Origin of the sequence: Mycobacterium xenopi (assembly GCF_009936235.1) — a bacterium.
Classification (GTDB): domain Bacteria; phylum Actinomycetota; class Actinomycetes; order Mycobacteriales; family Mycobacteriaceae; genus Mycobacterium; species Mycobacterium xenopi.
In genome coordinates this window covers 582473-601919 of the sequence record NZ_AP022314.1, presented here as the reverse complement: position 1 = coordinate 601919, position 19447 = coordinate 582473, and the positions used below count along the sequence as shown (strand labels likewise).

Sequence of the window (19447 nt, the reverse complement as noted above, 5' to 3'; positions counted from 1 at the left end):
GACTTACCGATGACCGCGGTGGACTCAAGCACCAAACTGGATCTGTTCGTCAGCCCACTCGGGCGCGTCGAGGGCGACCTCGACGTACGCGTGACCGTCGAGGACGGGGTCGTGACCTCGGCATGGACCGAGGCCGCGATGTTCCGCGGGTTCGAAATCATCCTGCAAGGCAAGGATCCGCAGGCCGGACTGGTGGTCACCCCGCGGATCTGCGGCATCTGCGGCGGCAGCCACCTCTACAAGTCGGCCTACGCCCTCGACACCGCGTGGCGCACCCACGTCCCACCCAACGCGACCTTGGTGCGCAACATCTGTCAGGCCGCCGAGACGCTGCAGTCGATCCCGCGCTACTTCTACGCGCTGTTCGCCATCGACCTCACCAACAAGAACTATGCGAAATCGCCGCTCTACGCCGAAGCGGTGCGCCGCTTCGCGCCCTACGTCGGCACCAGCTACCAGCCCGGTGTGGTGCTGTCGGGGAAACCCGTCGAGGTGTACGCGATCTTCGGCGGGCAGTGGCCGCACTCCAGCTTCATGGTGCCCGGCGGGGTGATGTGCGCGCCGACTCTTGCGGATGTGACGCGCTCGTTCTCGATCTTTGAGCACTGGAAAGACGAATGGCTGGAAAAGCAGTGGCTGGGCTGCTCGGTGGACCGCTGGCTGGCCAACAAGAGCTGGGACGACGTGCTGGCCTGGGTCGACGAGAACGAGGCCCAGCACAACAGCGACTGCGGGTTTTTCATCCGCTACTGCCTTGACGTCGGACTCGACAAATATGGTCAGGGTGTGGGCAACTACCTGGCCACCGGCACGTACTTCGAGCCGTCGCTGTATGAGCACCCCACCATCGACGGCCGCAACGCCGCGCTGATCGGGCGCTCCGGGATCTTCGTCGGCGGCAAATGGTACGAGTTCGACCACGCCCGGGTGCGTGAGGATGTCACCCACTCCTTCTACGAGGGCACCGGGCCGCTGCACCCGTTCGAGGGTGAGACCATTCCGGTCGACCCCGAAGAGGGCCGCAAGCGCGGTAAGTATAGCTGGGCCAAGGCACCGCGCTACGACGTGCCAAACCTGGGCCACATCCCGCTTGAGGCTGGCCCGCTGGCGCGGCGAATGGCGGCCGGCGGCCCCAATGCCGCCCCGCACCAAGACGACGACCCGCTGTTCGTCGACATGTACAACAAGATCGGCCCGAGTGTTTTCGTCCGGCAATTGGCCCGCATGCACGAGGCGCCCAAATACTACACATGGGTGAAAGACTGGCTGTCTCGGCTCGACTTGAAGGAAAGCTTCTACACCAAGCCCATCGAGCATGCCGAGGGCATGGGCTTCGGCGCTACCGAGGCCGCCCGCGGCGCGCTTGCGGACTGGATCGTCATCGAGGACAGCAAAATCAAGAACTACCAAGTGATCACGCCCACGGCGTGGAACATCGGCCCGCGCGACGGGACCGAGGTGCTCGGGCCGATCGAACAGGCAATGGTGGGCTCGCCGATTGTCGACCCGGAAGATCCGGTCGAACTCGGGCATGTCGCCCGCAGCTTCGACTCGTGTCTGGTGTGCACGGTACACGCCTACGACGCCAAGACGGGGCGGGAACTATCTCAATTCAAGATCAACGGAATGGTGTGATCATCACGTCAGCATCCTCTAGACATGCCGCGCAGCCGGGCGGGTCGGACACCGATGCCGGGCTTCCGGGTTGCGCGGTGCTGATCATCGGCTGTGGCAATCTGTTGCGCGGTGACGACGGTGTCGGCCCGATCATGGTTCGTCACCTTTGGGAGCGTGGCATGCCCGATGGGGTGCGACTCGTCGACGGTGGAACCGCGGGCATGGACGTCGCCTTCCAAATGCGGGGCGCGCAGCGCGTCATCATTATCGACGCGTCGGCCACCGGTGCCGAGCCGGGCACGATCTACCGAGTGCCTAGCGACGAGCTCGAGCAATTGCCGCCGCTCGAGGGGCTGCACACCCACTCGTTTCGCTGGGACCACGCCATCGCGTTCGCGCGCTGGGTGCTGGCCGACGAATGCCCCACCGACATCACCATATTCCTCATCGAGGCCGGTGATGTCACGTTCGGCGCGGAACTGTCCGAGCCGGTCACTGCCGCCATGGAAAAGGTGATGGACATGATCGAGGCCGTCTACCTGACCCCACTGCGGCCGCCGAAACCGACAGCAGCGGCCGAGTTGACCGTGGAATTCACCCCCGACGGCTACCTTCGGTTAAGCGCCGCGCTGTCGGCGGCGCACTTCCCCGCCAACGTCGCCGTCGCTGCCGTGCGTGACGAGGAGCTGTGGTTGCTACCGTTGCGGGGACCCCGAAGCGGCGGGCTGCTGCTGAAGCAGCGCAACCCCGCCGGAGACCGCGCCGTGCTGGTGCGTGAACTGCTCGGCGACGTGATTCCCACCGGCGTACGCCGCGCGCGCTGGGACGGCCATCATGGCGCGCTGCGAATCCCGCTGGCGCAGAAAACGTCATGACCGTGACCGACGATCGGCACACCGATCCTCGTCCGACCCAGCGTACGGACAGCTCGACCGACGACGCCCTCAGCGTACAGACCCTGGTGGTCGAGGATCGAGGCCGGTGGGCCGTGGACATCGTCGTTGTGTTCGCCGACGGCATTGTGCGCAAACGAATCGACACCTACCACACCCGGACCCGCGCGGAGCTGTCGGCCAGGATCATCCAGCAAAGCGCCGAACGTGACCTACAAGGACCGCTGAATGGCTGATCAATCGGCTTCAGGCGCATGGGGGTTCGGCATGCCGGCGCGGCCGCAGCCCCTGGGGGTATTCCCGCTTCCGTTGGGCTACATGCTGATTCCACCCGCTGAGCACACCGAGGCGGCCCGCGCCGAGATGCTGGCCGGGCGCCTGCCCGAACACTGGCCGCCGGCTCTGCGCGCCCACCAGCTCGCCGTCAGCGGTCAGCGGGAAAGCGCGATCGCGGCGTTGGCGGTGCAGGCCAAGACCGGCGATCCGGTAGCCCGCTACAACCGCTTCGTCCTCGACCCCGACAGCGACGATCCTGACGACCTGCGTCGTGTGCTCGATCAGTTCGCGATCCTCGTCGACGTGGTGTTGTTCACCCTCGGGCGCACCGAAACTCCGCCCCAATCCGACGCCGCCGACGGAGAAATCGCCGCGACCGTGCTCTCGGCACAAGCAGCCTACGCCCTCGCAAAGGAGAATCCCTCCCTGGCGATAGCATTCCTCGACAGCGCGGCAGACGCCGCTAGCGCTGTGTCGGCCCCGCTGGCCGGAATCATGCTCGGTGGCGCCGCCGCAATCTGCCGCGACATCGGTGATCCCGGCGGCGTGCAACGTCTTGAACACGCTCTGCGAGCACTCGACGGCGCCGACGACTTGCGCGTTGTCCGTGCCGAAATCCACTTGTGCCTGGCTCGAATCATACACGAGCAGGCGCAATCCAATACCGCGCTGCTCGCGAAGGCGATCCCGCATTACCACTCGGCGCTGCAACTGGTCCGCCGGAACGACGCCCCGCTGGTGTGGGCGGCAGCGCACGCTGGCCTCGCTGCGGCCTATCTCACCATGCCAATGGTGGAGGCGTCCGGCCAGCTTCGGCTGGGGGTGGCAGCACAATCACTGAGGTCGGCGCTGACGGTCTACACCCGCACCGAGTACCCCCAGGAGTGGGCCAGCGTTCAGCTGAATCTGGCGAATTCGTTGGTGTACACCCCGTCCAAGCATCATGCCGAAAACCTGGTCGAAGCGGTCGACCTTTACGAAGCGGTGCTGCAAACACGCCACCGGGACACCGATCCGCTTGGCCGCGCCCGGGTGCTAGCCAACCAGGGCAATGTGCTGGCACATCTGGGCGCGTTCGACGACGCGAAGGCCAAGCTCTACGAAGCTCGGTTTTTGTTCGAAGAGCTCGGCGACAACGACTCGGTCCTTAGCGTGCGAAGCATCCTCGACGAAATCGCCCGTCAAACAACACTTTCCAGTACCAACGGATGCGGGAGACCGTGATGTCGACAACCGAGGTTACCGAAACCGCTTCAGCGGAACCAACCTTCGAAGAACTAGCGAAACGAGTCGACGACGCCATCGCCGCAACACAGGAACTGGACAGCTCGTCGCGTGCGGTCGCCGAAGAACTGAAAGCCGCAATCGAGGCCATCCACCGGGCCGGACTGGTGACCATCGTGCGACGCCTGCGAGCCGACGAGGCTACCCGCGGCGTGCTGTTCGAACTCGTCGACGACCCGGTGGTGCGCCTGCTGTTTTCGCTGCACGAGATCGTGCGGCCCGATCCGACCACGCAAGCGACGCGCGTGTTGCAGTCGGTGCGCCCGGCGCTGCAGGGCCACGGCGGCGACGTCACCCTGGTGCGCATCGAGGATGGCACAGCCTTCGTGCGCCTGCAGGGTGCCTGCAACGGCTGCTCGATGTCGTCGGTGACGTTGCGGACCATGGTGGAAACCGCACTGGTCGACGGAGTTCCGTCCATCACCCGGGTGGAGGTGCTGCCCAACGAGCCGGAGCCGTCGCTCATCCCGGCGGATTCATTGTTCCCCGCTCGCCCCGCTGCGCAAGACGGCTGGGTCGACGCCGGCCCAGCTACCAACGTCGCCGACGGCGACCTCACTGTGCTGTCGCTGAGCACCCCTGTGTCGGGTAAGGACGTGTCAGTGCTCGTCGTCAAACTCGACCAGCAGTTGATGGCCTACATCAACGAATGCGCGCACGAGGCGATGCCGTTGGACAACGCAGTGCTCGACGTGGACAACGGCACCCTGACGTGCCCATGGCACGGCTTCTGCTACGACGCCGCATCCGGAGAATGCCTCAGCGCACCAGAGGCACAGCTCGAGCAACTACCCCTGCGCGTCGACGGCGGCCGGATGTGGATACGGGTCGGCGCATGACATCGTTGACGGTCCGGATCAGCCGCCTCGGAGCACCGGGCGGTGACCCTGGCGATTGCGGCGACGGCACAGCTCTTTCCGGAGGATGGGCGCCACACGTGTGGCTGGGCGCACCCGCCCCCGGCGGCTTGGCGCTACCGGCGGCCGCCCCGACGATGGCGTGGATGTACTCCCCGCGCGGCGTCTTCATCGACGAACACCATCTGGTCGTTGCTGACTCGGGCAACCACCGGGTGCTGATCTGGCACGGATTGCCCACCGCAGACGAACAATCCGCCGACGTCGTGCTCGGCCAGCCCGACGGCACCACCGAGGGCCGCGCGGCTGGCGGGCGCGGCCCGGCGAACGGCATGAACCTGCCCACCGGGGTACTTGTCCACGATGGCCGGCTGCTCGTCGCCGACGCCTGGCATCACCGCATCTTGGTCTGGAACACAATACCCGAAATCAGCTCCACACCACCCGATTTCGTTCTCGGCCAACCGGATGACCTATCTGTGAACCCCAACGGGGGCGGTGCCTGTTCGGCTTCGTCGCTGTACTGGCCGTTCGGAATTGCGGTGGTGGGCTCATGGCTGTGGATTGCTGACACCGGCAACCGTAGGGTCCTCGGCTGGGCCTGCGGAATCCCGGAGCCCGGGCGGCCGGCGGATGTCGTTGTCGGTCAACCCGACCCGGCCAGTCGAGAGGAGAACCGCGGCGATCGGGTGGGCCCGGCGAGCTTCCGGTGGCCTCACGATATCGCTGGCCGTGACGACCTGCTGCTGGTCGCCGACGCTGGCAACCACCGGGTGGTCGGCTGGTGCCCGCCGCCTGCCCAAGACCGTGATGCCGATCTGCTGATCGGCCAGCCTGACTTCAGCACCGCACGGGAATGGCCGTACGGGCCCCAGTGCGCCGACCGGTTCCGGTTCCCCTACGCGCTGAGCCTCGACAATGACACCGACCGGCTGGCTGTCGCCGACACCGCCAACAATCGGGTGCTGTTGTGGGATGGCATTCCGCATCACGGCTGCGGCGCCGATTTCGTGCTCGCGCAGCCCACATTCGGTGCCAACGGCGAAAACCGTTGGCGGAGCGTCACCTCCGACACATTGTGCTGGCCCTACGGGCTTTGTTTGCGCGGTGATCGCTTGGCGATAGCCGACTCCGGCAACAACCGGATCGTCATCTGGAGGCGCCGGTGATCGACACCACCGTCCCGATCCATCAGCTCAGCCGACAGCGACGCCGATTCACGGTGACTGGAGTCGTGCAGGGCGTCGGTTTCCGGCCGTTCGTCCACCGGATCGCCACCGAGCTGGGTTTGTCTGGTTTCGTCGGCAACGACTCGGCCGCGGTGTTCATCGAAGTCCAGGGAACACCGACCGCGGTCGCCGAATTCGCCCATCGCCTCACCGCCGATGCGCCGCCCTTAGCCTCGATCGACAGCGTCGAGTCGATCGAACTACCCGCCGATTCCCGCGACGGCACCGCGTTTCAAATCGTCGCCAGCCAGGTCATCGACGGCGCCGCCACGCCGATTCCGCCGGATATCGCGGTATGCGATGACTGCCTGGCTGAACTGTTCGACCCGGCCGACCGGCGTTACCGGCATCCGTTCATCACGTGCACCAACTGCGGGCCCCGGTTCACGATCATCCGTGAACTGCCCTACGACCGGCCGGCCACGACCATGGCCGACTTTGAGATGTGCGAGCGCTGCGCAACCGAGTACCACGACCCGGCGAATCGTCGCTTCCACGCCCAGCCGATCGCCTGCGGCGACTGTGGACCCTCGCTGTGGTTCACCGCCGCCGGCGTGCAGGTCACCGATACCGACGCGGCACTGGGCGCCAGCCAGCACGCGCTGGCCAACGGACTGATCGTTGCGATCAAGGGAATCGGCGGGTATCACCTGGCTTGCGCCGTCGATAACGCCGCGGCCGTTGCCACGCTTCGCCAGCGAAAGATGCGCGGCACCAAGCCGTTCGCGGTGCTGGTGCGCGACCTTGCGGTGGCGCGGCGCTACGCCGAGATCGACGACACCGAGGCTCGCGTGCTGTCCGGACCCGCCCGGCCCATCGTGCTGGTGCGACGCAAGCCCAGTGCTCCTGTCGCCGCGGCGGTGGCTCCTGAAAACCCATGGCTTGGCCTGATGCTGCCGTATTCGCCGATCCACCACCTGCTGCTGGCTTCCGCGCCAGGCTCGTCGGCTCGTCCACCCGAGGCGATCGTGCTGACCAGTGCTAACCGATCCGACGAACCGATCTGTTTCACTGACGATGACTTAGCGCAGCGCCTCCCTCCGCTGGCCGATGCGGTGCTCGACCACAACCGGCCCATCCATGTGCCGTGCGACGACTCGGTGGTGCGTGTCCTGGATGGCCGCGAATTGCCGATCCGTCGGTCCCGCGGCTACGCACCGCTACCGGTCGACCTCGGGCGCGACGGTCCCGCGGTGCTCGCCGTCGGCGGGGAGCTGAAGAACACGTTCTGTCTCACCGACGGTCGGCGGGCATATTGTTCGGGTCACATCGGCGACATGGGAAGCGTTGCGACTCTAAAGGCGTTCGCCCGCTCGGTGCGTCAATTGTGCACGATCCGCCAATCGCCGGCCCGGCTGGCCGCTGATCTGCATCCGGGGTACCTGACTCGAAACTGGGCGGAGGACAACGCCGCCGGGCGCCCGTTGGATCTCGTGCAGCACCACCACGCGCACGTGGTCTCGCTGCTCGCCGAGCACGGCATGCTCGGCGAGCCGATTATCGGCGTCGCCTTCGACGGCACGGGCTACGGCTGCGATGGCGCGATCTGGGGCGGCGAGATTCTCCGCCTGGGCACCGACAGCCACCGCTTCACGCGGGCCGGGCACCTCGCGCCGGTACCGCTGGCCGGCGGTGATCTGGCGGTTCGCAACCCGTGGCGCATGGCGCTGGCCCACCTGTGGTCAGCAGGGATCACCTGGGAGGATGACCTGGCACCGGTCGCTCAAGCCAGCACTGCGGAATTGCGGCTGCTACGAACCCAATTCGTCACCGGCAGGGGTTGCGTGCCAACCACCAGCATGGGTCGGCTGTTCGACGCGGTCGCCTCCCTGCTCGGGGTGCGCCACCGGGTCGACTACGAGGGCCAGGCCGCCATCGAACTGGAGGTATTGGCCTCCCACGAACCCCTCGACACCCAAGAGCCGCTGCTGCGGCTGCGCATCGGGCCGGACGGGGTCCTCGACCCCACCGCGATGCTGGTGGCACTGGTCGCCGCGTTGCGAGACGGCGCAAAACCTGCCCGCCTGGCGGCGGCCTTCCACTCGGCGGTGGCGGTGGGCGTCGCCGAGGTGGTGGATCGGGTCGCCGGCCGCACCCGGTTGGTGGGGCTCACCGGCGGCGTCTTCCAAAACGTTCTGTTGCTCAAAACGTGCCGGCGGCTGCTTGAGCGGGCCGGTTTCACCGTGCTTGCGCACCACAAGGTGCCGCCCAACGACGGCGGGTTGGCGCTCGGTCAAGCCGCCGTCGCGACGCTGACGGCATTAGCCGAGGGAAGGACTACCGCATGTGTTTAGGCATTCCCGGCCGGATCACCGAAGTCTGGGACGGCGCGGACGGCGGACGTTTCGCGCGGGTTCGGTTTCCCGGCGAGATCAAGACCGCGTGCCTGGCCTACCGCCCGGATCTTGAGGTCGGCGACTACACCATCGTGCACGCAGGGTTCGCCCTGACTCGCATCGACGAGACCGCGGCGCTGCAAACGCTGGTCACCATGCGCGAGTACGGCGTGTTCGATGCTGGGCAGGCGATCTTATGACTGCGGCCACCAACTACGGGATCGACGCTGGCCTGGCCGCCGACCTGGCTTGCGCATCTTTGGCTCTGGCACGACGATTCTCCGCTGGTGGCACCATGTGGTCGATGTCGCCATCGTGGGCACCGCATGCACTGCACATCGCGGTGGAGTTCATCCATCCGGTGGTCGTCGGCAAGCGGGCGTTGCCGGCAGTGGCACTGAGCGGTCCGGATTTAGTCGACGTGGCCCGGGTCTCGGTAAGCGCGGGCGACATCGTCGTCGCGGTCGCCAACGCTGACGACCCGCAGGTGGGCTCGGTGATGCGGCGAGCGCCCGCGTGGGGTGCCACCACTATCTGGATGGGCAGTGGTCCCCGCCCGCCGGTCGGTGCGGCTGATCATGTGCTATGGCTGGATAATCCGGATCCGCGCGCTACGGTCACTGGAGGCTTTGTCCTCCTGTATCACCTGTTGTGGGAGTTGACGCACGTTTGCTTCGAGCACCCAGGTCTTTTGATGGCCAATGAGTGCGCCGACGACGTGTGCGTCACTTGCAGCGACGAAGGCCGGCTCGGCGAAGTGGTTTCCAAATCAGCGCGCGGGTCGGCGCTGGTGCGCACCAGTCAAGGACCGCAAACGGTGTCGACCGAGTTGGTGGGACCTGTTGCCGCCGGAGATCTGGTACTGGTCCACGCCGGAATGGCAATCAGCAAACTGGATGCATAATGACGGACGAGGCGACAAACTTCTTGTATCCGTTTATCGACGCGCAGGAACGCGACGCGGATTCGCTGTTAGGTGACCTTGCTGCGTCGGCCGAGGCGAAGGCCGCAGAGAGCCTGGCGCTGCGGCGCTCCACCCTAGAGGAAAACGCCGAACTGGTGGCGATCGCCGCCTCTGAGATGGCGCGCCGCTTCGCCGCCGGCGGTCGCTTGTTCACATTCGGCAACGGCGGCAGTTCCACCGATGCCACGACGTTGGCCACGTTGTTCGCGCGCCCGCCGCTAGGGAAGCCCCGACCAGCGTGGTCACTCACCGCGGACCAGGCGGTCCTTACCGCGTTGGGCAACGACGTCGGGTTCGAGTTGGTGTTCGCGCGGCAGCTTATTGCCCGCGCGAAACCAGGCGACATTGCGATCGCGATGTCGACCAGCGGCAGCTCCCCCGATTTGATCACCGCATTAGGGGAGGCGCGTCGCCGCCGGATGTACACCATCGGATTTGCCGGATATGACGGCGGCTCGTTTGCCACGGGCGCCGACGTAGACGCGTGCTTTGTGGTGCGCTCGCAGAGCGTGCATCGAATACAGGAAGCGCAGGCGCTTTTGGCGTACCAACTGTGGCTGAGCGTGCTCGAGCAGGGAGCTGATGCTGATGGATAGAGCGGTGAGCGACTACCTGGCGTCGGGTCCGGGGTTCGCCGAAGGCGAGGTGATCGAGCGGATTGAGTCGTTCCGCAAGCGCCGCCCCCGGTTGGTCGATGACCATGTGACGCTGGCCCATGGGGCCGGCGGTAAGGCTTCGGCGGCCCTGGTCGACGCGGTGTTCGTCGAAGCTTTCCGCAACCCGCTGCTGGAACCACTGACTGATGGCGCTGTGATCACCCTGCCGAGCGGCGCACGGCTGGTGATGTCGACTGACTCATTCGTGGTGGCGCCCAGGCGGTTTCCGGGCGGGTCGATCGGTGAGCTAGCTGTGCACGGCACCGCCAACGATCTTGCAGTTTCCGGTGCGGTACCGCAATGGATTTCGGCAGCATTCGTTGTCGAAGAAGGTTTTCCGATCACCGAGCTCAAGGAGACTGTAGCCGACATGGCCGCCGCGGCGGCGGCCACCGGGGTGCAGATCGTCACCGGGGACACGAAAGTGGTGCCCAACGGTGCGGCAGACGGACTTTTCATCACGACCACCGGCGTAGGAGTCATCCCCGCCGGGCGGGAGTTGTCGGCGGCGTCGGTGCGTGTTGGCGACAAGGTGCTGCTATCAGGTTCAATCGGCGATCACGGGATGGCGGTGATGCTGGCCCGCGGGGACCTGGCGATCGAGGCTGACATACGTTCTGACACTGCTGCGGTGAGCCCGCTGGTGGAGTTGTTGTTGGCGGCGGCGCCGTCGACGCGCTGGCTGCGCGATCCGACCCGCGGCGGGCTGGGCACCGTCTGCAATGAACTGGTTCACGCGTGTGGTCTGGGGATGCTGTTGGAGGAAGAGCGCCTCCCGGTGCACCCGATGGTCAGCGGAGCGTGTGAGTTGTTGGGTATTGACCCGCTCTACGTCGCGAACGAGGGCAAGTTCGTTGCGGTGGTAGCGCCAGAAGAGGCCGCGGCCGCGTTGGCGGCGTTGCAATCCCACCCGCTGGGGGTGAACGCGGCCGAGGTGGGACAAGTCGTGGAAGAGCCGGGCGGAACAGTAATGGTGCGCACCGGCTTCGGCGGTACCCGCATTGTCGACATGCTCGTCGGTGACCCGCTGCCGCGGATCTGTTGAGAAAGGAGCCGAGCCGGATGTGTTTGGGGATACCCGGGCGGATCGTCGAGATCACTGATTTCGACAACTACTTGGCGAAGGTTGATGTCAATGGAGTGCAACGCACAATCTCGGTGCGGTTGCTGGAAAACGACATGCCACAGCCTGAGGATTGGGTCTTGGTGCATGTCGGGTTCGCGATGGCCAAAATCGACGAGACCGAAGCACTGCTGACATTGGCGGCGGTCAAGAAGCTCGGTGACGCCTACGCCGCCGAATTGGAGGCCTTCGACTCGTCGGCGATCGTCTAGCCGAGCAGGGATTCGAGAGAGGACGCAGGATGAAATTTGTTGACGAGTTCCGGGATCCGGCAGCGGCCCGCAAGTTGATCGGCGCGATCGAATTGTTGTCCAGCGGTGACGAGCATTTCAAGTTCATGGAGGTGTGTGGCGGGCACACCCACACCATTTACCGGCACGGAATCGAGCATCTGTTGCCGGAAAACGTGGAACTGGTGCACGGGCCGGGGTGTCCGGTGTGTGTGATACCGATGGGCCGCATCGATGATGCAATGTGGCTGGCCGAACAGCCTGACATGATCTTCACGTGCTTCGGGGACATGATGCGGGTGCCCGGCTCCAACGGCAATCTGCTCAACGCCAAGGCGCGTGGTGCGGATGTGCGGTTTGTGTATTCGCCGTTGGACGCGCTCAAGGTCGCGGTGGACAACCCAGAAAAGCAGGTGGTGTTTTTCGCGGTCGGCTTTGAGACCACGGTGCCGTCGACCGCGGTGACGTTGGTGCGGGCCCGCGATCTGGGCATACCGAATTTCAGTGTGTTCTGCAACCACGTCACGATCGTCCCGCCGATTAAGGCGATCCTGGAATCACCGGATTTGCGACTCTCGGGTTTCATCGGGCCGGGGCATGTCTCGACGGTAGTCGGGAACCGACCCTACCGGTTCGTCACCGATGTCTACCACAAGCCGCTGGTGATTGCCGGATTCGAACCACTGGACATCTTGGCGGCAGTGGCGATGCTGCTGACTCAGATCCGCGAGAACCGCTGCGAGGTCGAGAACCAGTACTCTCGCGTGGTGCGTCCAGAGGGCAACCCGGCCGCGTTGGCGCTAATCGGCCAGGTCTTCGCCTTACGTCCCCACTTCGAATGGCGTGGGCTGGGCTTCATCTCGCAGAGCGCACTTCGGCTGTCCGACGAGTTCGCGGACTTCGACGCCGAACTGCGCTACGCGATGCCTGGCGTGCGGGTCGCCGATCCCAAGGCGTGCCAGTGCGGCGAAGTGCTCAAAGGTGTCCTCAAGCCGTGGGAATGCAAGGTTTTCGGCACCGCGTGCACACCGGAAACCCCGATCGGAACTTGCATGGTCTCTCCAGAGGGCGCCTGCGCAGCCTACTACAACTTCGGCCGGATGCACCGCGACACCGTCAAACTGGTGGAGTCAACGGGACGGAGGTGAACGTGGCCGCACCCAGCATCGACGTCCAGGGATCGCAGATGTTCGCCCGCTACGCCTACGCTCCCAACGCTCTCGGCTACTGCGGCCCACCCGACCCCGGCGCACTGCTGAGCGGATCGCGGCATCATATAGAGGCCATCGCGAAGCGATTCTCTGGCGCCTGGCCTTACCTACAGGTGCTCTCCAGGATGACAGGCATCACCGACCCACTGGACTACCGGCTCGTCGAATCCTACTGGCTCGGCGGCGGTCTCGGTGCCACCCTCGATCGTCACGCGTTTACCGCCGAGCTGCTGGCAGTCATTGGGCTGCAGGCACGACATTATTGGGCGCACCTCACCGACGATCTCGCTTCAGAGGCGGCGCCTAACCACTGTTTCCACGTGTTCGGTGTCTATCCATGGTCCAGGCTCCTCAGCAAATGCACAGATGAGCAGCCCGTCAGGGTACTGGACAACTGCCGCATCTCATGGGGCAAAGTGCTGTCGGTTGACAGCACGACAGCTACCGTCTATTCCCGACAATTAGCTTGGGACGGCCACGAACTGAAGCTGACAACTCCGGTGGTGCGTCACGCCGAGATCGGCGTTGAAGCCAACATTGGCCTACCCCGACTGACCCCTTCTCGGCACGTCGCCATCCACTGGGGCAAAGTCTGCGACGTCCTTACCCTCCAACAGGTTAACAGGCTGGCACAGAGCACCCATCGCCAGATCCGAGTCACCAACCGGCGCCTCGCAAGGCAGCGACAGTGAGACCACGAATCATCCAGCGCGACGGCCAGATCGGGTTCTACTGGGCGACACCGGACAACAGACCCACGTCATTACCGAAACTAATCATCGACGACGAAGAACCGGATCGGTTGGTGGCCACCCATCTCGAAGCCCTCGATGATGCGTTGATCATTGCTGCTGGGCGGTTCGGGGATTTGCTTGGCGGCGGTAAACGCCCGGACGACCGTGACCGCCAGGCACTGATTATCCTGTACCGCAGGCTTGATCACTTGTGCCGTGAATTTGCGCAGGCGCTTGAGTTAACCAACATGACCGCCGATCTGCGGGCCGGAAAAATCATCGGCACAGCAGCGCTGTTCTCGATCCGAGCGCGTCAACCGCTTGGCCTTCTCGGGCCACCTCCGTTGGACGCAGAACTCGACGACCCGCCGATCGGCGTCGTCAGCGGATTCGGCCGGATGTGCTACGTCGACCCGGCAAACCCATGGAAAGGCGCGCGCTGGGTCTTGGAAAGCGAGACTGGGCAGCGGTTTCCACTCACCTTGTCGATGCTGCTTTTCGATAGTTCCGGTGTCAACAAGGACGCCGCGCGGCGCGAGCATCGCGAGGCTATCGAGGCCTGTATCGCCGCATCTTGCATGTCCGAAGCAGACCCGTTCGTGATCGCTTCTGCCCTGGACTGGCTTCTCTACGACTGGCTGATGGCCCACCGCGAAGACCCCGATAGCGCGGCGATTCAAATTCCGAAAGGTTACGAATCCGATGCCGTGATGATTGTTACCGCGACAGCTGCTTCAGTGACTGCCCGCGCGCGATTCGACCCAGGCCTCGCTGCGTGAGCGCATTCGAAATTGTAGTCCCGCTAATCTAATTCAATATTCTGGGGTCTGGAGTTTGCCGATTTCGGACGGAAGGCGGAGCTAAGACTAAGTTGCGCCTCCCCCACCGGTTTTTGTCCATGCACCAGCCAAAGATACGGGAGCTACTCACTTTGGCCACCATCATCGACGCCCGCTAGCCGAAATCAACCCCTTCGTCGCCACCGGCACAATGCGTACCGCGGGCTACAACCGGCTTGTCGAAGGCTCAAGCGCACGGCATGCGGATTTTTGCAACCCAGCCCAAACTCGAACTGCCGGCTGCGATTCCGTTGCACCCGCGAACAGCGAACCATAACCAGACTTCACGCTGATTGCCCCGGTCAATATCAAAGGGCAGGGTAAACTAAATACTTAAGGATCTGTTGCAAATAGTGTGGCTTGCATTCTTGCAAATCAGTTGCATCAAGCTCGATGCCCTAGCTAACATTTCCGTGGATTGAATTTTCAGCCCGACGGAGTCGCAACATGATCGGTGATGTGTTCGATGGGCAACCCGTCGTTTTCACCTAGGTTTCGGTGGGCCTTGACACCGCACGAGTGGCTGCGGCTGGGCGCAATGCTCGCGGTGATTTTTGCGCTACACGTAATCGGTTGGTCCATCCTGATACTCATCGTGAAGCCGGCGCATTTTGTCGTCGGGAACAATGCATTTGGCATCGGCATCGGTCTGGCCGCATACACGTTGGGCGTCCGCCACGCGTTTGACGCCGACCATATTGCTGCCATCGACAACACCACCCGCAAGCTGATCAACGACGGACAGCGCCCGCTCGGTGTCGGGTTCTTCTTTTCCTTTGGCCACTCGTCGGTGGTCTTCGGGCTGTCCGCACTGATCGTAGGTTTCAATACCATCATCGAGCCGGTCAAGGAGGGGTCGTCGGCGCTGCATCGCTATACCAGCCTAATCGGCGCCACAGTTTCGGGCACGTTCCTCTACCTGATCGCGCTCATCAACGTGGTGATCCTAATCGGAATCCTTCGCACGTTCACCCGGATGCGCCGCGGTGTCTACGACAAAGTCGAATTGGAACAGCAACTGAACGACCGCGGACTGCTCAACCGGATCCTCGGCCGCTTCACTAAATCGATCACCGCGTCGTGGCACATGTATCCGGTCGGGCTGCTCTTTGGGCTCGGCTTTGACACCGCCACCGAGGTCGCACTGCTGGTTTTGGCCGGCACCAGCGCGGGGGCACATCTGCCATGGTATGCGATTTTGTGCCTGCCGGTGTTGTTCACCGCCGGAATGTGCCTGTTCGACACCATCGACGGCTCATTCATGAACTTCGCCTACGCATGGGCGTTTTCCAGTCCAGTGCGTAAGGTCTACTACAACATCACCATCACCGGATTATCGGTCGCGGTCGCTCTGCTAATCGGCAGCATCGAGCTCCTCGCCTTGCTCGCCGACCAATTCGGCTGGAGTGGTCCATTTTGGAACTGGATCGACGGGATCAACCTCAACGCTGTCGGCTTCGTCATCGTCGGGCTGTTTGTACTGACTTGGGTGGTCGCACTAGCGATCTGGCGCTCCGCGCGAATAGAGGAAAGATGGACGGTAGCCGAAAGCGTTGGCTAAAACGCGTCACCAGATCGCCTTGTGATTATAGAAATTCGCGTTCACCTCCCCTCACGGACACGGGCGCCCAATAGCGCCAATGATCTACCGCAACTTTGCCCAATCGGTGGGTGGATTCTCTAGCCGACGATAGCCTTGAGTGAAGTCGACAACCATGGTGTTGCGCACAGTCCTTGCCGCCTGAAATAGCTTGCACCAACGCACTACTGACGCATGGCGCACACCACACTAACTATTTATACGCGGAGTGTACTCGTAACAGCGATTCTACCGGGAGCAATCATGTCATTCGTCAATGTCGAACCCGAAGAACTGTCCGTCGCGGCGGCGAACCTGCAATCTGTCGGCGCTGCGATGCATGCCCAGAACTTGGCGATGGCACTGTCGACCACAGAAGTGATACCAGCCGCGGCTGACGAAGTATCTACCTTAACCGCAGCACGATTCGCTTTACAGGGTCAGCTGTATCAACTAGTCAGCGCTCAGGCGGCGGCAATTCACCAAGCATTTGTGGCGATGCTCGCGGCCAGCGCCAGCTCGTATACAGCCGCCGAGGCGAGTAACTCAGTCGCTATGAGCTGACTGCGTTGGCAACGGATTTCGCGGCGCTACCGCCAGAAGTCAACTCCGGCCGCATGTATGCCGGACCTGGCGCATCACCGATGTTGGCCGCAGCAGAGGCATGGGGTTGCTTACCAGCCGAATTGTCCGTCGCTGCCAGCACTTACGCTTCTGTCGTCACCAATCTGACCAGTCGGCGGTGGTCCGGGCCCGCATCGGCGTTGATGACCGCGTCAGCTGCGCAATACGTGTCATGGATGACACAGGCCGCCATGCAAGCCGCACGCACGGCTGCTCAAGCCAAAGCGGCAGCTGGCGCCTATGAAACTGCGTTCGCAATGACGGTGCCTCCACCGATGATCGCCGCCAACCGGACGCTGTTGACATCGCTGATAGCGACCAACTTTCTCGGCCAGAACACCCCGGCGATCGCGGCCACCGAGGCGGATTATGCGGAGATGTGGGCTCAGGACGGGGCAGCTATGTACGGCTACGCGGGATCGTCGTTGGCCGCCGTATCGGCGCTCACACCCTTCGCCGAGCCGCCAGTGACCACGACCAGTGAGGGACCTGTGATGCAGGCTGCTGCGGTTGCACAGACCGCGCGCACATCCGCCCGTTCTGACACCCAGACGACGTTGCTGCAGGCGATGGCTACGGTAGCTGCCTTGCAGGGTCTGGCGTTGCCGGGAGCGTCTACCCCACCGCCCTGGTCTGGGCTGTCGGGAATTCTTGACCTGCTACTGGGCGGATCCTCGGGGAATGATTCACTCGACAACTTCTGGAACACGTGGGGACCCAACGCGAACATCTGGAACACCGTCTTTTCTTCTGGGTTCTACATGCCGGGTAACTGGATCGGCACGCTGTCCGAAATTCCCGGGCTCCTTGGGACGGAGGCGACAGACGCGGCCGGAGACGCGGCTCTAGGAGCGGGAGCGGCTGCGGCCGACGGTCTCGGTAGCGCGTTGGCAGCTCCGGTGGGTGGCCTAAGCCTGAATCCGTGGATGGGTGATTTCGTGTTGCCGTCGACGCGGTTGTTTTGGGATGCGGCCGAGTGTGGCGCGGTGGGGCGTGGGTGATCCGCTGGCCTGTACCAGCTTTCCTTTGGGTTCCTTGGGTCGGGCCTGGGATGGCGGGGCGGACAGGGCTTGGAAGGTGGGGTCAGGCGGCGCGGGGTTGCGCGATCGGGTAACCGATGACGTTGTGCCACAGGGCCTTCCATCTGGCTCGCCAATGCCAGTGGGCGGGTAGGTGCAGCATTGGTTTGCGGGCCGGGGCGGCGAAGCGGGCCGGGATGTTGATCAGGTCGCGGCGCAGGGTAGCCCCGCGGGCCACGGCATGGTGGCCACCGGCGAGGGTGCCGACGGCGCGCAGCAGGTTATGGGCGATCACCGCGCAGGCCAGCCAGGCGCAGTTGGCCGCGAACAGCCCCGACGGGATGTGTGCCAGTGGGCCGTCGATTAAATCGGCGAAGGTGGTTTCGATGATGGCGTGGCGTCGGTGGGTGATATCGGCCTGGTCGACCGGCAGCGCGGAGTTGGTGACAAACGGGTGATAGCGCCACACCGGAAACAACGCATCCAGGTGGCGGGCGTCTTTGACCCGGCGCACTACCAGCCGCACGGTCAGTGTTCGGCCGCGGGCCAGGCGCAGGGTGTAGGGGGTTTCGGCGACCTGGGCATCGGAGATCAACGCCCCGGTGTCGGGGTCTTCGACCGCGCCCGGGTAGTGCACCGGGGTCCAGGCGGCCTCGTCGATGGCGGCGATCGCGGCGTTGATGCGCTTGTTGCGGCTGATCGACAGGGAGAATTCGGCGCCTCGCTGAATGCAGGTGGTGATCACTTTCTTGGTGCCAAACATTGAGTCGCCGCGCACCAGGATCGGCGCGTCGGGGTTGATCGCTTTCGCGGTGGTGATCGCCTGCTTGAGCTGGTATGCGGCACCGCGCCCGGAGGCGGCTTTGCCGCTCCGTAGCTGCGCCTCGGCGATCACCGGCGCGGCGGTCGCCGTGGAGATGGTGGTGATCTGTGGGGACAGGCCCAGCCGCAGCAGCGCGCGGCTGGCGATCTTGGCATGACCGAAGGAGGCGCCCTGCTTGGCGTGGCCGTAGACCGGGCGCAGCAGCGAGTCGATGTCCAAAAACATCCGCTCGTCGGCGCCAGCCAGCAGCGGGGTGCGCGCCGCCAGTGCGATCAGATGCTCGCGGGCCACTGCGGCGAGTTGTTTGGTATGCCCGAAGGTGAACTCGCGCAAAAAGATCCCCAACGTCGATGGGGCATATACCTCGTTGAACACCCGGGGTGTGCCGCCGGCGCGCAGCACATTGGCATCATCGATGCTGTCCGCGCCGCACATCATCCCGGCGACGATCGAGGTCAGCTTGCCAGCCGGGTTGACCGCGCCGGACTTCACCCGAGTCGACGGCAGATCCACGCGCTCGTTGATCAATTCCGAAAGACCGGTCTGCTCAGCCAGTTCCAGCACTGGCACCAACCCGGCCGCCGACAGCAGATTCTGCTCGTCAAACACCGCCGATCCGGTGGTGAACGTATACGATGAGTGCATCGAAAGTGCCTTCCCGGACTATGGACAAATGCGGCCTCAGCACTCGTATTGTCCCAGTTCAGAAGGCATTTTCGCTGTTCACACGCCGATCAAATCACCGGAACCATCCACGGATTTAGGCTAAGTGGTCTCGGCAAGGCGGCGGCTGACATAGGCCAGGCGGCCAGGATCGGACCGTTGTCAGTACCCCAGAGTTGGACTTCGATGGCACCGATTGCAGCGACCGCTTCGGTGCTGCGAGACAACGGCCTGGCCACCTCTTCAGCGATCGGAACCAGCGGACCGGCAAGCATGTTGGGCGGGATGCCGCTGGGAGCTCCAACCACGAACCGTCTCGCTAGTGCTCCGAAATACGGGTTCCGCCCAACAGTGGTACCACGCCCACCGATCGGGGGGTAGCAGAAACGACAACCCACAGAAGTTGGATTCATTGACCCATATGCACAAACACAAAAGCGTGTTGAACAACTCGGTTGGGTGTTGGGCACCGTCCTTCTCGGGCGTCCGT

Annotated in this window: 20 protein-coding genes; 19 read left to right on the top strand and 1 reads right to left on the bottom strand. The window is 64.0% G+C overall.

The genetic code is table 11. From position 1 onward, the window contains the following. The first annotated feature begins 9 nt into the window (after positions 1-9). The 18 genes from MYXE_RS02580 (at position 10) to MYXE_RS24910 (ending at position 17453) form a co-directional block, all read left to right on the top strand. Complete coding sequence (locus tag MYXE_RS02580; RefSeq protein ID WP_085197404.1) at positions 10-1635, top strand: nickel-dependent hydrogenase large subunit; 1626 nt, start codon at positions 10-12, stop codon at positions 1633-1635. Next, positions 1632-2492 carry a hydrogenase maturation protease gene (locus tag MYXE_RS02575; protein WP_085197402.1) on the top strand — a complete coding sequence of 287 codons (861 nt, stop codon included), beginning with the start codon at positions 1632-1634 and terminating at the stop codon, positions 2490-2492. The genes MYXE_RS02580 and MYXE_RS02575 overlap by 4 nt, the downstream gene beginning before the upstream one ends. Beyond that, a complete protein-coding gene (locus tag MYXE_RS02570; RefSeq protein WP_085197400.1) occupies positions 2489-2746 on the top strand; it encodes a hypothetical protein in 258 nt (85 codons plus the stop codon). Before MYXE_RS02575 ends, MYXE_RS02570 begins: the two co-directional genes overlap by 4 nt. Continuing rightward, a complete protein-coding gene (locus MYXE_RS02565; protein WP_085197398.1) occupies positions 2739-4010 on the top strand; it encodes a hypothetical protein in 1272 nt (423 codons plus the stop codon). Before MYXE_RS02570 ends, MYXE_RS02565 begins: the two co-directional genes overlap by 8 nt. Then, a complete protein-coding gene (locus MYXE_RS02560) occupies positions 4010-4909 on the top strand; it encodes a NifU family protein (protein ID WP_085197461.1) in 900 nt (299 codons plus the stop codon). The genes MYXE_RS02565 and MYXE_RS02560 overlap by 1 nt, the downstream gene beginning before the upstream one ends. After that, positions 4906-6096: an NHL repeat-containing protein gene (locus tag MYXE_RS02555; RefSeq protein ID WP_085197396.1), complete on the top strand. Its 1191-nt coding sequence runs from the start codon at positions 4906-4908 to the stop codon at positions 6094-6096. The genes MYXE_RS02560 and MYXE_RS02555 overlap by 4 nt, the downstream gene beginning before the upstream one ends. After that, a complete protein-coding gene (gene hypF, locus MYXE_RS02550; protein ID WP_112649995.1) occupies positions 6093-8450 on the top strand; it encodes a carbamoyltransferase HypF in 2358 nt (785 codons plus the stop codon). Before MYXE_RS02555 ends, hypF begins: the two co-directional genes overlap by 4 nt. Next, positions 8441-8692, top strand: a complete 252-nt coding sequence (locus MYXE_RS02545; protein ID WP_085197393.1) for a HypC/HybG/HupF family hydrogenase formation chaperone — start codon at positions 8441-8443, stop codon at positions 8690-8692. The genes hypF and MYXE_RS02545 overlap by 10 nt, the downstream gene beginning before the upstream one ends. After that, positions 8689-9396 (top strand): HypC/HybG/HupF family hydrogenase formation chaperone, encoded by a 708-nt coding sequence (locus MYXE_RS02540; RefSeq protein WP_085197391.1) that lies wholly within the window; start codon positions 8689-8691, stop codon positions 9394-9396. The genes MYXE_RS02545 and MYXE_RS02540 overlap by 4 nt, the downstream gene beginning before the upstream one ends. Continuing rightward, on the top strand, positions 9396-10052 hold the full coding sequence (locus MYXE_RS02535; protein ID WP_085197389.1) for a D-sedoheptulose-7-phosphate isomerase: 657 nt from the start codon (positions 9396-9398) through the stop codon (positions 10050-10052). Before MYXE_RS02540 ends, MYXE_RS02535 begins: the two co-directional genes overlap by 1 nt. Next, on the top strand, positions 10045-11157 hold the full coding sequence (hypE, locus tag MYXE_RS02530) for a hydrogenase expression/formation protein HypE (protein ID WP_085197456.1): 1113 nt from the start codon (positions 10045-10047) through the stop codon (positions 11155-11157). Before MYXE_RS02535 ends, hypE begins: the two co-directional genes overlap by 8 nt. A gap of 17 nt (positions 11158-11174) precedes the next feature. Then, positions 11175-11447: a HypC/HybG/HupF family hydrogenase formation chaperone gene (locus MYXE_RS02525; protein ID WP_085197387.1), complete on the top strand. Its 273-nt coding sequence runs from the start codon at positions 11175-11177 to the stop codon at positions 11445-11447. 29 nt (positions 11448-11476) lie between these two features. After that, on the top strand, positions 11477-12613 hold the full coding sequence (gene hypD / locus MYXE_RS02520; protein WP_085197385.1) for a hydrogenase formation protein HypD: 1137 nt from the start codon (positions 11477-11479) through the stop codon (positions 12611-12613). Positions 12614-12615: 2 nt separating this feature from the next. Further along, positions 12616-13368, top strand: coding sequence for a DUF6390 family protein (locus MYXE_RS02515; protein ID WP_112650059.1), 753 nt, complete (start codon positions 12616-12618; stop codon positions 13366-13368). Continuing rightward, positions 13365-14189: a hypothetical protein gene (locus MYXE_RS02510; protein WP_085197383.1), complete on the top strand. Its 825-nt coding sequence runs from the start codon at positions 13365-13367 to the stop codon at positions 14187-14189. Before MYXE_RS02515 ends, MYXE_RS02510 begins: the two co-directional genes overlap by 4 nt. A gap of 517 nt (positions 14190-14706) precedes the next feature. Further along, positions 14707-15810, top strand: coding sequence for a Nickel transporter NicT (gene nicT, locus MYXE_RS02505; protein WP_085197381.1), 1104 nt, complete (start codon positions 14707-14709; stop codon positions 15808-15810). Positions 15811-16092: 282 nt separating this feature from the next. Beyond that, positions 16093-16392 (top strand): PE family protein, encoded by a 300-nt coding sequence (locus MYXE_RS02500; protein ID WP_085197379.1) that lies wholly within the window; start codon positions 16093-16095, stop codon positions 16390-16392. A 53-nt stretch (positions 16393-16445) separates the two neighbouring features. After that, positions 16446-17453 (top strand): PPE family protein, encoded by a 1008-nt coding sequence (locus MYXE_RS24910; RefSeq protein ID WP_112649996.1) that lies wholly within the window; start codon positions 16446-16448, stop codon positions 17451-17453. 82 nt (positions 17454-17535) lie between these two features. Here MYXE_RS24910 and MYXE_RS02490 read toward each other — a convergent pair whose 3' ends face one another. Further along, the gene (locus MYXE_RS02490) at positions 17536-18939 is read right to left on the bottom strand and encodes an IS1380 family transposase (protein ID WP_085193969.1); all 1404 of its coding nucleotides are present in this window, start codon (positions 18937-18939) and stop codon (positions 17536-17538) included. Here MYXE_RS02490 and MYXE_RS25200 point away from each other — a divergent pair. Then, complete coding sequence (locus MYXE_RS25200; protein ID WP_112649997.1) at positions 18934-19338, top strand: PE/PPE C-terminal domain-containing protein; 405 nt, start codon at positions 18934-18936, stop codon at positions 19336-19338. The two genes, MYXE_RS02490 and MYXE_RS25200, sit on opposite strands and share 6 nt — an antisense overlap. Positions 19339-19447: the final 109 nt, after the last annotated feature.

Excerpts from the sequence above, each read along its gene's own strand:
- MYXE_RS02565 (WP_085197398.1), top strand. The coding sequence starts at position 2,739 with ATGGCTGATCAATCGGCTTCAGGCGCATGGGGGTTCGGCATGCCGGCG.
- nicT (WP_085197381.1), top strand. The coding sequence starts at position 14,707 with ATGTGTTCGATGGGCAACCCGTCGTTTTCACCTAGGTTTCGGTGGGCC.
- MYXE_RS24910 (WP_112649996.1), top strand. The coding sequence starts at position 16,446 with ATGTATGCCGGACCTGGCGCATCACCGATGTTGGCCGCAGCAGAGGCA.
- MYXE_RS02490 (WP_085193969.1), bottom strand. The coding sequence starts at position 18,939 with ATGCACTCATCGTATACGTTCACCACCGGATCGGCGGTGTTTGACGAG.
- MYXE_RS02580 (WP_085197404.1), top strand. The coding sequence starts at position 10 with ATGACCGCGGTGGACTCAAGCACCAAACTGGATCTGTTCGTCAGCCCA.
- MYXE_RS02525 (WP_085197387.1), top strand. The coding sequence starts at position 11,175 with ATGTGTTTGGGGATACCCGGGCGGATCGTCGAGATCACTGATTTCGAC.
- MYXE_RS02535 (WP_085197389.1), top strand. The coding sequence starts at position 9,396 with ATGACGGACGAGGCGACAAACTTCTTGTATCCGTTTATCGACGCGCAG.
- MYXE_RS02540 (WP_085197391.1), top strand. The coding sequence starts at position 8,689 with ATGACTGCGGCCACCAACTACGGGATCGACGCTGGCCTGGCCGCCGAC.
- MYXE_RS02500 (WP_085197379.1), top strand. The coding sequence starts at position 16,093 with ATGTCATTCGTCAATGTCGAACCCGAAGAACTGTCCGTCGCGGCGGCG.
- MYXE_RS02545 (WP_085197393.1), top strand. The coding sequence starts at position 8,441 with ATGTGTTTAGGCATTCCCGGCCGGATCACCGAAGTCTGGGACGGCGCG.
- hypD (WP_085197385.1), top strand. The coding sequence starts at position 11,477 with ATGAAATTTGTTGACGAGTTCCGGGATCCGGCAGCGGCCCGCAAGTTG.
- MYXE_RS02570 (WP_085197400.1), top strand. The coding sequence starts at position 2,489 with ATGACCGTGACCGACGATCGGCACACCGATCCTCGTCCGACCCAGCGT.
- hypE (WP_085197456.1), top strand. The coding sequence starts at position 10,045 with ATGGATAGAGCGGTGAGCGACTACCTGGCGTCGGGTCCGGGGTTCGCC.
- MYXE_RS02555 (WP_085197396.1), top strand. The coding sequence starts at position 4,906 with ATGACATCGTTGACGGTCCGGATCAGCCGCCTCGGAGCACCGGGCGGT.
- MYXE_RS02560 (WP_085197461.1), top strand. The coding sequence starts at position 4,010 with ATGTCGACAACCGAGGTTACCGAAACCGCTTCAGCGGAACCAACCTTC.